We start from the raw sequence: 13,020 nt of genomic DNA, 5'->3' as shown, positions 1-13,020 counted from the left end.
CTCTTCATTCATTTTCTACAATATATCAATCAATCTGTGTGGACACTTATTGTCTCTCGTTTTTGGTAAGGAGGTGATCCAACCGCAGGTTCCCCTACGGTTACCTTGTTACGACTTCACCCCAGTCATGAATCATACCGTGGTAAACGCCCCCCCCGAAGGTTAAGCTATCTACTTCTGGTACAACCCACTCCCATGGTGTGACGGGCGGTGTGTACAAGGCCCGGGAACGTATTCACCGCAACATTCTGATTTGCGATTACTAGCGATTCCGACTTCATGGAGTCGAGTTGCAGACTCCAATCCGGACTTAGACGTACTTTGTGAGATTCGCTCCAGCTCGCACTCTCGCTTCCCTCTGTATACGCCATTGTAGCACGTGTGTAGCCCTACTCGTAAGGGCCATGATGACTTGACGTCATCCCCACCTTCCTCCGGTTTATCACCGGCAGTCTCCTTTGAGTTCCCGACCGAATCGCTGGCAACAAAGGATAAGGGTTGCGCTCGTTGCGGGACTTAACCCAACATTTCACAACACGAGCTGACGACAGCCATGCAGCACCTGTCTCAGAGTTCCCGAAGGCACCAATCCATCTCTGGAATGTTCTCTGGATGTCAAGAGTAGGTAAGGTTCTTCGCGTTGCATCGAATTAAACCACATGCTCCACCGCTTGTGCGGGCCCCCGTCAATTCATTTGAGTTTTAACCTTGCGGCCGTACTCCCCAGGCGGTCGATTTATCACGTTAGCTACGGGCGCCAAGCTTAAAGCTCAACCCCCAAATCGACATCGTTTACAGCGTGGACTACCAGGGTATCTAATCCTGTTTGCTCCCCACGCTTTCGCACATGAGCGTCAGTACATTCCCAAGGGGCTGCCTTCGCCTTCGGTATTCCTCCACATCTCTACGCATTTCACCGCTACACGTGGAATTCTACCCCTCCCTAAAGTACTCTAGCGACCCAGTATGAAATGCAATTCCCAGGTTAAGCCCGGGGCTTTCACACCTCACTTAAGTCACCGCCTGCGTGCCCTTTACGCCCAGTTATTCCGATTAACGCTCGCACCCTCCGTATTACCGCGGCTGCTGGCACGGAGTTAGCCGGTGCTTCTTCTGTAGTTAACGTCAATCACCTAGTCTATTAAACTAAATGCCTTCCTCGCTACCGAAAGAACTTTACAACCCGAAGGCCTTCTTCATTCACGCGGCATGGCTGCGTCAGGGTTGCCCCCATTGCGCAATATTCCCCACTGCTGCCTCCCGTAGGAGTCTGGGCCGTGTCTCAGTCCCAGTGTGGCTGGTCATCCTCTCAGACCAGCTAGAGATCGTCGGCTTGGTGAGCCTTTACCTCACCAACTACCTAATCCCACTTGGGCTCATCCTATGGCATGTGGCCCGAAGGTCCCACACTTTCATCTCTCGATTCTACGCGGTATTAGCTACAGTTTCCCGTAGTTATCCCCCTCCATAAGCCAGATTCCCAAGCATTACTCACCCGTCCGCCACTCGTCATCAAAGAAGCAAGCTTCTTTATGTTACCGTTCGACTTGCATGTGTTAAGCCTGCCGCCAGCGTTCAATCTGAGCCATGATCAAACTCTTCAATTCAAGTTCAATCGCTCAATACTGCTGACATAAAATGTCACTACTTAAAAAGTATTATGAATTTCTAGTTAGCACCTATTAAGACTTCAAAATTAAAAATATTTTTAAAACAAGTCAATCAACAAGTGCCCACACAGATTGTCTGATATATTGTTAAAGAGCAAAAAAGAACGACGCACCGGTTTTTCTTAAGAGTCACAACAGCGCGTCGTTGTGTGGAGTGCATTATAGGGATTTTTGGAGTCCGCGCAAGCACTTTTTAAAAAAATTTGATCAATAGATGATTTTTTAGACGCAACAGCCTTTAAGTAAGTCTATTCAACCTTTTTTAAAGTCCGTTTACAGCGCCTAAATCCATTTGCAGAAAGTATTTCATTAAGTTTATTAAGCCCTTTCTCCTTTTCTTTCTCAGTATAAAACTCACAATTACGATTTTCTAAAGCGCCACGAAGTCGCCAATAAAAAGCTTCAGTTGCACCAATATCCGCTTTTTTCAAACGAACAATTGCATTTTCAGCACCTATTTGTCGTAAGATATCCACATTATCAATACCGACTTTCTTTAGTGCTCGTTCATATTTAATAGATAAATTCGGTAAATCACGAATCCGTCCAATCTTAGAGAGCGCAGACTCGAGTTTTTCCTTCCTTATTTGAGTTATTGAAAGAATGATCAAAGTTCTCATTAAGACATTATCTTTCAAGATACTTTCAGTTAAAGCATAATAATCAGATAACACAAAGCGTTTATTGAGTTCATTTGTTGCAAAGGCTTTGCAGCCCAGCCCTTTTAATTTTACAGAAAGTTCACCTTTAGCCCTCAAGTAAACCTTATTATTAATCCAAACAGCAAACATATCCTTATCTTTATGGAATAATCCATATCCAGTAAATAGGTTTTTGCTTGTTACATCTCCAATCAGTTGATTTAGCAAATTACACACTCTGATAATATTATCATTGGGTATTGTTAGGATTTTCATTTTAAAGCTCTCCTTAGAGTAAAGTTTATTTTATTTAGCTATAACTAAGAAGCACCACTATAGAATAGTTATATCATAATCAATCAGGTATAACTAAAAGATTTTTTCAATTTTGTGAGATAGATCGCAAATGTAAAATTTATTTAAAAATAAACAAGTAGATTTGATAAAACAAGATTATAATTAACAACTTAAGCCTACTAAAAATTTGTAATATATAGGAATAAATAATGATAACTGGACTTGTTCTTGAAGGCGGCGGCATGAGAGGGATGTTTACAGCAGGTGTCCTTGATACACTCATGGGACAACACATTGAAATAGATAAAATTATTGGCGTTTCTGCGGGCGCATTATTTGGCATAAATTATGCATCCAATCAAAAAGAAAGAGCATTAAGATACAACCTAAAGTATCTTAAAGATAAACGGTACATGGGATTTCATAGCCTTTTTACAACAGGCAACATTGTCAATAAAGATTTTGCTTTCTATGATCTCCCCTTTAATCTCGACCCTTTTGATCAAAATGAGTTCGAAAAATCTCACATTGATTTCTATTTGGCAGCGACAAACATTGAGAATGGTAAAGCTGAATATTTCAAAATCGAAAATGTTTTCAAAGAAATGGAATACTTCAGAGCAACCTCGGCCATGCCTTTTGTCTCGCAATTTGTGGAAATCAATGGGCAAAAATATCTAGACGGTGGAATTGCTGATAGTATTCCATTTGAAAAAGCACAAGAGCTCGGTTGTGATAAAATCATCGTCATTTTAACCCAACCTATCGACTACCGTAAAACAAAATCTTCTTCTTTTTTATTCAAACTTTTTTATCGCAAATATCCACACTTAGTTAAAACCTTAGAAAATCGCTACCGCACTTATAATGAACAAGTAGAAGAAATCATTCGTTTAGAAAAACAAAATAAAATCTTTGTAATCCGTCCAAATGTACCGCTCAATATAGGTCGATTAGAACGAGATAAAACCAAAATAAGAACTGTATATGAACTAGGTGAAAAAATTCTCTCAGCACAAATTCAAGATCTAAAAAAATACTTAACAAGTTGATTTTAAATAAACTATTTCTCAATTTTGGAATCTGGTTCACATTTTTTCGTCAAGGAAAAAATTTTCTCTTGATACTGTACATCAATACAGATATAATCTAGCCAAATTTAGATAACTCTATTCAAGAAGGTTTTATATGGCAACTCAAGAAGAAAAGCAAAAAGCGCTCGCCGCAGCACTTGGTCAAATTGAAAAGCAATTCGGTAAAGGCTCAATTATGAAATTGGGTGATACTCAAGCCCTTGATGTAGAATCTGTTTCAACTGGTTCTTTAGGTCTTGATGTCGCTCTTGGTATTGGTGGTTTACCAATGGGTCGTATTGTTGAAATTTTTGGACCTGAATCTTCTGGTAAAACAACTTTAACTTTATCTGTTATCGCTCAAGCACAAAAAGTAGGTAAAACTTGTGCGTTTATTGATGCGGAGCATGCGCTTGATCCTATTTATGCAGCAAAACTTGGTGTTGATGTTAAAGAACTTTTAGTCTCCCAGCCAGATAATGGTGAACAAGCACTTGAAATTTGTGATGCATTAGTACGTTCTGGCGCTGTAGATGTCGTCATTGTGGACTCGGTTGCTGCACTTACCCCGAAAGCTGAAATTGAAGGCGAAATGGGTGATTCACACATGGGTTTACAAGCGCGTTTAATGTCTCAAGCGCTACGTAAATTAACTGGTCAAATCAAAAATGCAAACTGCCTTGTTATCTTTATTAACCAAATTCGTATGAAAATAGGTGTCATGTTTGGTAACCCAGAAACCACAACTGGTGGTAACGCGCTAAAATTCTACTCTTCTGTTCGTTTAGATATCCGTCGTACTGGTTCAGTTAAAGATGGAGATGAGGTAATTGGTAACGAAACTCGTGTTAAAGTCGTAAAAAATAAATTAGCAGCACCTTTCCGCCAAGTTGATTTCCAAATTCTTTACGGAGAAGGGATTTCCAAAGCTGGAGAATTAATTGAACTCGGTGTTAAACACAAACTTGTTGAGAAATCTGGTGCGTGGTATGCATATAACGGTGAAAAAATTGGTCAAGGTAAAGCTAATGCAATGAAATGGTTACATGAAAACCCTGCGAAATCAGACGAACTTGAAGCGAAGCTTCGTGCTGAATTAGTCGCTAACCCAGAACAAGCATTAATGGCTGATATTGAACAACCTACCGATGACGCAGAAAGTGATTTCTAATCACTAAAAGTGCGGTCAAAATTGACCGCACTTTTCATTTCAACCGTATTTCACCTAAAAGGAATTTCTATGTCTTCTCTTGCTTTAAGCTATGTCGTTAATTTACTTGCTCGACGTGAATATAGCGAATTTGAACTACGCAATAAAATGCAGGAAAAAGCATTTACAGAAGATGAGATCGATGAAACGATTGCTTACTGTCAGAAAAAAAACTGGCAAAATGATAAACGATTTGCTGAAAATTATTTACACGCACGTTCGCAGCGTGGGTATGGTGCAAATCGTATCAAACAAGAATTACGTCAACTAAAAGGTGTCCCTTCAGACGTAATCAATGAAGTCCTCGCAGAAAGTGAAATTAATTGGATTGAAATAGCAGAAAAGGTTCTACACAAAAAGTTTCCTAATTATGCAGAACCTCAACCAATCAAAAGCAAACAAAAAATTTGGCAGTATATGCTCTCTCATGGATTTTATTCTGAAGAATTTAGCGATTTTATCGGAAATGGAATAGAAGACTGATGAACCTAAAGAAATAAATCCCTAATACTGTAAAAATTAAACAACCAACTAAATGGCTAACTAAAACGAACAATCCATTTACCCACTCTTCTTTAAAAAAGAGTTCTATTACTTCGCCTGAAAAAGAAGAAAAGGTGGTGAGAGCACCAAGAAATCCAGTCACTAAGAATAATCGCCATTCAGGGCTAAATTGAGGAAATAACCAAAAGGCGACCACTAAAATCCCCATCAAAAAACAGCCAATAAAGTTCGCCACAAGTGTACCAAATGCAAGTGTGCTAAATAGTGAATTCAACCAAAGACCCAATCCCCATCGTAAGGATGCTCCGATGGCTGCGCCTGTGCTAACAAGAATAAGCGACTGAAACATTTATTTGATACCAAAAAGCTCCGCCAAATGTTTGGCTACCGCTTCGTCTTTATTGAACCCAATCTCTTCCAATTCAGGGCAAGCTTCTTTTAAACGAGGATCAGCATTTGCCATCACATAACCTTTACCAGCCAAAGAAAGCATTTCAACATCATTCTGACCATCGCCAAAAGCAATACAATCTTTTAATCCATAATTTCTATTTTCTAATAGATGAGCTAGTGCATCACCTTTAGATACATTTTTGTTCATGACCTCTAAGCAAGTCACAGCAGAATAAACAATCGTCGTTTTATCACCAAAATGCGTTCTAAGATAATCTTCCAGCTCCACAAGATCTTTTGGATCACGAGCAATAAAAAATACTTTTTCAGTTCCTCTTCCGTGATGTTTTGTGAAATCAACCACCTCATACATGAAACCTGAATCCTTGTGATATTTTGCTAATTCAGGCACATCTATATTGATAAACCAACCATCATCTTGATAAGTATTGATACAAATCTTGGTACGATCAAAAGGAATTTTATATAACTCAAGCACGATTTCTTCTGGAAGACTATTGCTATAAATAAGGTTACCTTTTAGGTCGCGTACTCTCGCACCATTGGAAGTGATCATTACAGCATGCTCAGCACCTATCTTACCTAAAATAGAAGAAACATCCGTGTGATTACGGCCTGTCGCTAAAATAATATCAACACCTTTTTGTTCTAATTTATTTAATATCTCAATTGTAAAATCACCAATTACATGATTAGCATTGAGTAATGTACCGTCAAGATCAGAAACAACGGCTTTAAATGGAAGTTGTTGCATAAAAACACCCGTATAAAAAATGAATCTGTATCATACCAAAACAACACGATTTTTGACCGCACTTTCTATCAAAAAAACGACATTCATTGATAAAAAACAAAAAGGCGTATCTTTCGATACGCCTTCTTTATCTAACTTGTTACAGTTAATACATCAATTATTTGATGATTTTCGCAACAACGCCAGCACCTACTGTACGGCCACCTTCACGGATTGCGAAACGTAAACCTTGGTCCATCGCGATTGGGTGGATTAAGCTTACTGTCATTTTGATGTTATCACCAGGCATTACCATTTCCACGCCTTCTGGTAATTCAATTGTACCAGTTACGTCAGTTGTACGGAAATAGAATTGTGGACGGTAACCTTTGAAGAATGGAGTGTGACGACCACCTTCATCTTTTGATAATACGTAAACTTCTGATTCGAAGTCTGTGTGTGGAGTGATTGAACCTGGTTTCGCTAATACTTGACCACGTTCGATTTCTTCACGTTTGGTACCACGTAATAATGCACCAATGTTCTCACCTGCACGACCTTCGTCAAGTAATTTACGGAACATTTCAACACCAGTTACAGTTGTTTTCGCTGTTGGTTTGATACCTACGATTTCAACTTCATCACCAGTGCGGATGATACCACGCTCAACACGACCTGTTACTACTGTACCACGACCTGAAATTGAGAACACGTCTTCGATTGGAAGAAGGAACGGCTGGTCAATTGCACGCTCTGGTTCAGGAATGTAAGTATCTAAGTGGTTTGCTAACTCAAGGATTTTTTCTTCCCATTCTGCAACGCCGTTTAATGCTTGTAATGCAGAACCACGTACGATTGGTGTATCATCACCTGGGAAATCATATTGAGAAAGAAGTTCACGAACTTCCATTTCTACTAATTCTAATAACTCTTCGTCATCTACCATGTCGCATTTGTTTAAGAATACGATGATGTAAGGTACACCTACTTGGCGACCTAATAAGATGTGCTCACGAGTTTGTGGCATAGGACCATCTGTCGCTGCTACTACTAAGATTGCACCATCCATTTGTGCCGCACCGGTAATCATGTTTTTAACATAGTCCGCGTGTCCTGGGCAGTCAACGTGTGCGTAGTGACGAGTTGGAGTATCGTATTCAACGTGTGAGGTGTTGATGGTGATACCACGCGCTTTTTCTTCTGGCGCGTTATCGATTTGGTCGAATGCACGAGCTGCACCACCGTAGTGTTTTGCTAATACGGTTGTGATTGCTGCTGTTAAAGTTGTTTTACCGTGGTCAACGTGGCCGATTGTACCCACGTTTACGTGCGGTTTTGTACGTTCAAATTTTTCTTTAGACATTTAAAGAGTCCCTCTAAATAGACACGGTTATCGATGGGTAAATTAAACCACATTAACCAATAAAATCATTACTACTTAATAAGGAGAGAGGAATTTGGAAGGCTGGTGCTGATAGGCGGATTTGAACCGCCGACCTCACCCTTACCAAGGGTGCGCTCTACCAACTGAGCTATATCAGCGTTTGGAGCGGGCAGCGGGAATCGAACCCGCATCATTAGCTTGGAAGGCTAAGGTAATAGCCATTATACGATGCCCGCAGTCCTAAATTCATCTGTCCCATCAGAATTCATTTAGAAAATGGTGGAGGGAGAAGGATTCGAACCTTCGAAGGCTGAGCCAACAGATTTACAGTCTGCCCCCTTTGGCCGCTCGGGAACCCCTCCACACTAAATGAATACTTGTTTACCAAAGGATGGTGCCGACTACCGGAATCGAACTGGTGACCTACTGATTACAAGTCAGTTGCTCTACCTACTGAGCTAAGTCGGCGTGTTGTAAGCAAGTGAGGCGTATTATATGGAAAATTTTATGCCTGACAAGTTTTTTTTATGAAAAATACGTTTTTTTTAACTATTCGCCTAATTTACAAGCAAAAAGCCACATTCTTGTTTTAAAACTCACCAATTTTGATAAAAAACGATGATCACAACTCATTTATAGGGTATATTTTGTCCAATTTTTTCACTCCAAATATAAAGCACCTTGGAAATTACAGAACAACTCACCCCCTTTCTGAACTTTAGTCGTCAACAATGGGCTGAATTAAGAAAATCTGTTCCGCTAAAATTAACGGAGCAAGATCTCAAACCGCTTTTAGGTTTTAATGAAGAGCTTTCTCTTGATGAAGTCAGCACCATTTATCTGCCGCTTGCACGTCTCATCAACTACTATATTGATGAAAACCTTCGTCGCCAAACGGTTTTAAATCGTTTTCTTGGTGGACAAAGCCCTAAAGTCCCTTACATCATTAGTATCGCAGGTAGTGTTGCTGTTGGGAAAAGTACATCGGCACGTATTTTGCAATCTTTGCTGACCCACTGGCCTACCGAACGAAAAGTTGATCTAATTACTACTGATGGTTTTCTTTATCCATTAGAGAAACTTAAAAAAGATGATTTGCTACAGAAAAAAGGCTTTCCTATTTCTTATGATACGGCCAAATTAATTCGTTTTTTAGCTGATATCAAATCAGGCAAGCCATCGGTAAAGTCGCCTATTTATTCTCATCTAACTTACGATATTGTTCCTGATAAGTTCGATATTGTCGATCAACCAGATATTTTAATTTTAGAAGGGTTAAATGTTCTCCAAACGGGTTCAAATAAAGCGAATCAAACCTTCGTATCTGATTTTGTGGACTTCTCCATTTATGTTGATGCTGACGAGAACTTACTTAAAGAATGGTACATAAAGCGATTCTTAAAATTCCGTCAAAGTGCTTTCACTAATCCGGATTCCTATTTTAAACATTATGCGAATCTCTCTGAGCAAGAAGCCATTGAAACGGCTAGCAACATTTGGGATAACATTAATGGATTGAATTTAAAACAAAACATTCTGCCGACTCGTGAGCGCGCCAATCTGATTCTTAGAAAAGGTGAAAATCACGAAGTTGAATTAGTGAAATTAAGAAAATAAAAAAGAGCGGTCAATTTGACCGCTCTTTTTCTCACTGCCTTACGACATTCTTCCATTCTCAATGCCAATCACCTGATCGCAAATCGCCATGGTAGATTGACGATGACTCACGAGAATAATCAATTTTTCTGCTTTCACGTTCAACAATGATTTCAAAATCATCGCTTCGTTTAAGCTATCCAAATTACTGGTCGGTTCATCGAGTAAAATAATCGGTGCGTTGTGTAGGAATGCACGAGCAATACCGATACGCTGTTTTTCACCATCAGAGAGGTTACCGCCTAATTCCGTCATTTTCGTTTGATAGCCTTCTGGCAAGCTTAAAATGAAATCATGAATTGACGCTTTCTTCGCAGCTTCCATAATTTCTTCTAACCTGGCATCACGGCGCGCAAGGCGAATATTTTCCTCGATGGTTTCGTTGAAAATATAGGTTTGCTGAGTAATGTACGCCATATTGTCTCGTAAACTACAGGTATTGATATTCGGTAAGGTTTCACCGTTAATTTTAATGCTACCCGATTTAGGATCATAAAAACGCATCAGCAGTTTTAACAAGGTACTTTTACCGCTACCGCTTCTGCCGTGAATCCCTAAGATTTCACCTTTTTTCACAGATAAACTAACATCCGATAAAATTTGTTCTTCACCATAAGCAAAACTTACGTTCTCAACATCAATGCGAGAAACATCTTTTAAATCGACCGCATTTTCTACGTCTTTTAATTCGGGTTCTTCTGCTAGCAAGCTTAATACACGCTCACCTGAAGCCAAGGTTTGTAACAAGTTGCTTGAAAGGTTACTTAATGCAATAACCGGGCCATAGCTCGACATCAATAAAATCACGCCAATTAAAAAGGCTGAGAAATCAATCTTATCTAGACTAAACAAAATTAAGCCCGTGAATAACATAATGATGTTAAACGCCGATACTGCCACTTCAGTGTAAACGCGCACTTTGGCTTCTTGAGCTTTAATGCGCTCAAAAGCTGTATCGATTTTTTGGCTGCGTTGTTGAATTTCATCTAAACGCTTTTTTGCATAACCGAAAAGCTGAATTTCTTTCATACCTCGTACACTGTCGAGGAAGAAGTCATTCATTTCGCCTACTAATTCACGATAGCGTCTGCCATCTTCACGCGCCAATTTGGTGGTGATAATTGGTAGAATCACACCTACCGTTAAATAAGCGGCTAATGCTACAACCACAAACCAACCTGAAAGATGAGCGAAGACCAACAATAAAATCGCAGAAGTAAAAAATGCGATCATAATTGGTGCAATGGTGTGCGCATAGAACACTTCGAGCAATTCGATATCATTAGTTACCAAGGATACTAATTGCCCCGCTTGTTTGTCTTGCAATTTCACAAAAGCCAAACGGCGTAAGGAAGAAAATACTTTATCGCGCAATAATGCCAATAATTTAAAAGCAATATAGTGCCCTGACATTTGCTCTAAATAACGCAATGCGCCACGAGCCACCGCTAACACGATAAGTGCGGTCAAAATTCCAGAAAAACTTAAATGGGTGTCAAAGTTTAATAAATTTACTAAACCCATCGCTCCAAGCACCATGATAAAGATAGCGGCAAGAAAACCGAGCGTTCCCATGGTGATAGTAAACGCCATGATATGCGCCAGTGGGGTCACTAGTTTCAACAAATGCCCCATCACAACAAAACCATTTTTACGCATTTGCCACCTCTCTAATTTGTTCTAAATCTTTTTGTTGTTGGAACATTTCAGCATACGCACCTTGTTTTGCCATGAGTTCTTTATGCGTGCCTTGCTCAATCAATTTACCTTGTTCAAGCACATTAATGCAGTCCGCATTCACGGCATTGGCCAAGCGATGGGAAATCATCACAATGGTTTTTTGTTGTTTAAATTGCTGAATGAACTGCAAAATAATTTCTTCGCTCTCTACATCAATGTTACTGGTTGCTTCATCAAAAATATAAAGCGCCGCATTGTGTAATAAAGCACGCGCTAGGGCTAAACGTTGGATTTGACCGCCAGATAAATTCGCACCACGACTTAATAACGGCATATCTAATCCACCATTATCTCGAACGAATTGCGCCAAATTGACTTGTTCTAAATACGCATAAATTTGCTCATCTGTGGCATCAACTTTAGCCATCGTCATATTTTCACGTAATGAGCCTTTAAATACATAACTGCTGTGGCTCACTAGAGAGACTTTTTCATAAAACGAATGACGATCAATCTCTTGAATTTCTTGACCATTGAACAAAATCTTACCTTGTTGCGCCTTATTAAAGCCCATTAGCAACGAAACCAAAGTGGATTTACCACAACCACTTTTACCCACAAAGACCGTAAGCTGATTTGGTAAGATGCTTAAATCTAAGCCTGTAATTGCTGGTTTCTCTTCGCTGTAAGCAAAATGCAAATCTTGAATATCCACCTGAATAGCATTTTTCGCTGCAAAATCGACCGCTTGAGTTTGAGTTTCCACTGGCGTATCTAACAATGTGAAAATCTTATCTGATGCCGCTTTACCATTCATCGCCACATGGAAGAAAGAACCCAATAAACGAAGTGGAATAAAGAATTCAGAAGAAAGTAGAATAAATAAAATGACACCTAATACGGTTAATTGATCGGCTTGAAATTGCAACAAAGCCGTTAAAATCCCGATTGCCGCACCACCGTAAGCCAGTAAATCCATGAGTGACACCGAATTAAGCTGCATGGTAAGTACTTTCATGGTAATTTTGCGGAAATGTTCCGCTTCTTCATCCATTGCTTTCGCTTTATAAGCATCATCTTGATAGATTTTCAGCGTGATTAAACCTTGTAGGTTATCTAAAAAGCTGCTGCCTAATCCCACATAAATCGACCAATATTTTGCCAAAAGTTTTTTCGCAATTTTATTCACCGCAATGATCGACATAGGGATAAGCGGCACGCAAATCAGCAAAATCACGGCTGTTTTAAAGCTGAAAAAGATCAGAAAAGCAAAGAGTGTGAGCGGGGCAAGCAAGCTATAAAAAAGCTGAGGTAAATAACGTCCGAAATAGATTTCAAGTTGTTCCACACCTTCTGAGGCCACTTGGATAATGTTTGACGTAGATTGTTGATTCACTTGGTTAAGTGGCATCGAAGCCAATTTGCGATAGATGAGGCTACGCAGCTCATGTTTGACTTTCGTACTAGCAAAATAAGAGGCCTGCACCGATTTTTTACCCGCAAAGGCACGCAATGCCAAAGCGGCAATTAAAACAATGCCCAAAATGACCGCACTTATCGGGCCTAATTCATTAAAATAAGCCGCCTGTAAAATATAAGAAAATACGACAGCACTAATAATTCCACCAATTAACGCCACCCAATTCCATAACACTGTGATGCCAATCCATTTTTTACTATCGGCCACCGTGTTAATTAGGCGTTTATCTATCATCATAATGATTGCTCCTAAAACAAAAAGAAGTACGCACATTACTA

Annotated in this window: 10 protein-coding genes, 4 tRNA genes and 1 rRNA gene; 4 read left to right on the top strand and 11 right to left on the bottom strand. The window is 39.7% G+C overall.

Going from position 1 to position 13,020, the window contains the following annotated elements; genetic code table 11:
• Positions 1-66 precede the first annotated feature (66 nt).
• Both RDV53_RS04425 and RDV53_RS04420 read right to left on the bottom strand, forming a co-directional pair.
• Positions 67-1,607: ribosomal RNA gene (locus tag RDV53_RS04425) — 16S ribosomal RNA — on the bottom strand.
• Between the two features lie 311 nt (positions 1,608-1,918).
• A complete protein-coding gene (locus tag RDV53_RS04420) occupies positions 1,919-2,587 on the bottom strand; it encodes a TfoX/Sxy family DNA transformation protein (RefSeq protein ID WP_005695053.1) in 669 nt (222 codons plus the stop codon).
• Positions 2,588-2,817: 230 nt separating this feature from the next.
• Between RDV53_RS04420 and RDV53_RS04415 the strand changes: the two genes are divergently transcribed.
• The 3 genes from RDV53_RS04415 (at position 2,818) to recX (ending at position 5,374) form a co-directional block, all read left to right on the top strand.
• Positions 2,818-3,660 carry a patatin-like phospholipase family protein gene (locus RDV53_RS04415; protein ID WP_005695052.1) on the top strand — a complete coding sequence of 281 codons (843 nt, stop codon included), beginning with the start codon at positions 2,818-2,820 and terminating at the stop codon, positions 3,658-3,660.
• 136 nt (positions 3,661-3,796) lie between these two features.
• Positions 3,797-4,852, top strand: a complete 1,056-nt coding sequence (recA, locus tag RDV53_RS04410; RefSeq protein WP_005695051.1) for a recombinase RecA — start codon at positions 3,797-3,799, stop codon at positions 4,850-4,852.
• Between the two features lie 69 nt (positions 4,853-4,921).
• Entirely contained in the window at positions 4,922-5,374 is a 453-nt protein-coding gene (gene recX / locus RDV53_RS04405; RefSeq protein ID WP_032827499.1) for a recombination regulator RecX, read from the top strand.
• Here recX and crcB read toward each other — a convergent pair.
• The 7 genes from crcB to RDV53_RS04370 all read right to left on the bottom strand — a co-directional run bounded on the left by crcB (position 5,349) and on the right by RDV53_RS04370 (position 8,394).
• Positions 5,349-5,744: a fluoride efflux transporter CrcB gene (crcB, locus tag RDV53_RS04400; RefSeq protein WP_005695048.1), complete on the bottom strand. Its 396-nt coding sequence runs from the start codon at positions 5,742-5,744 to the stop codon at positions 5,349-5,351. The two genes, recX and crcB, sit on opposite strands and share 26 nt — an antisense overlap.
• Positions 5,745-6,563, bottom strand: a complete 819-nt coding sequence (locus RDV53_RS04395) for a Cof-type HAD-IIB family hydrolase (RefSeq protein WP_005695047.1) — start codon at positions 6,561-6,563, stop codon at positions 5,745-5,747. It lies immediately after the preceding gene.
• A 157-nt stretch (positions 6,564-6,720) separates the two neighbouring features.
• Positions 6,721-7,905, bottom strand: coding sequence for an elongation factor Tu (tuf, locus tag RDV53_RS04390; RefSeq protein ID WP_005635637.1), 1,185 nt, complete (start codon positions 7,903-7,905; stop codon positions 6,721-6,723).
• A gap of 103 nt (positions 7,906-8,008) precedes the next feature.
• Positions 8,009-8,084, bottom strand: a tRNA-Thr gene (locus tag RDV53_RS04385).
• A 3-nt stretch (positions 8,085-8,087) separates the two neighbouring features.
• Positions 8,088-8,162 (bottom strand) — tRNA-Gly (locus RDV53_RS04380).
• Between the two features lie 41 nt (positions 8,163-8,203).
• Positions 8,204-8,288, bottom strand: a tRNA-Tyr gene (locus RDV53_RS04375).
• A 30-nt stretch (positions 8,289-8,318) separates the two neighbouring features.
• Positions 8,319-8,394: transfer RNA gene (locus RDV53_RS04370), tRNA-Thr, on the bottom strand.
• A gap of 213 nt (positions 8,395-8,607) precedes the next feature.
• Here RDV53_RS04370 and coaA point away from each other — a divergent pair.
• Positions 8,608-9,543 (top strand): type I pantothenate kinase, encoded by a 936-nt coding sequence (coaA, locus tag RDV53_RS04365; protein WP_005695046.1) that lies wholly within the window; start codon positions 8,608-8,610, stop codon positions 9,541-9,543.
• Between the two features lie 39 nt (positions 9,544-9,582).
• Here coaA and cydC read toward each other — a convergent pair whose 3' ends face one another.
• Positions 9,583-11,241, bottom strand: a complete 1,659-nt coding sequence (gene cydC / locus RDV53_RS04360) for a thiol reductant ABC exporter subunit CydC (RefSeq protein ID WP_005695045.1) — start codon at positions 11,239-11,241, stop codon at positions 9,583-9,585.
• A complete protein-coding gene (locus tag RDV53_RS04355; RefSeq protein ID WP_032822467.1) occupies positions 11,234-12,979 on the bottom strand; it encodes an ABC transporter ATP-binding protein/permease in 1,746 nt (581 codons plus the stop codon). Before RDV53_RS04355 ends, cydC begins: the two co-directional genes overlap by 8 nt.
• Positions 12,980-13,020: the final 41 nt, after the last annotated feature.

The organism is Haemophilus parainfluenzae ATCC 33392 (assembly GCF_031191205.1).
Lineage (GTDB): Bacteria > Pseudomonadota > Gammaproteobacteria > Enterobacterales > Pasteurellaceae > Haemophilus_D > Haemophilus_D parainfluenzae.
This window is presented reverse-complemented; position numbering and strand designations above follow the sequence as displayed.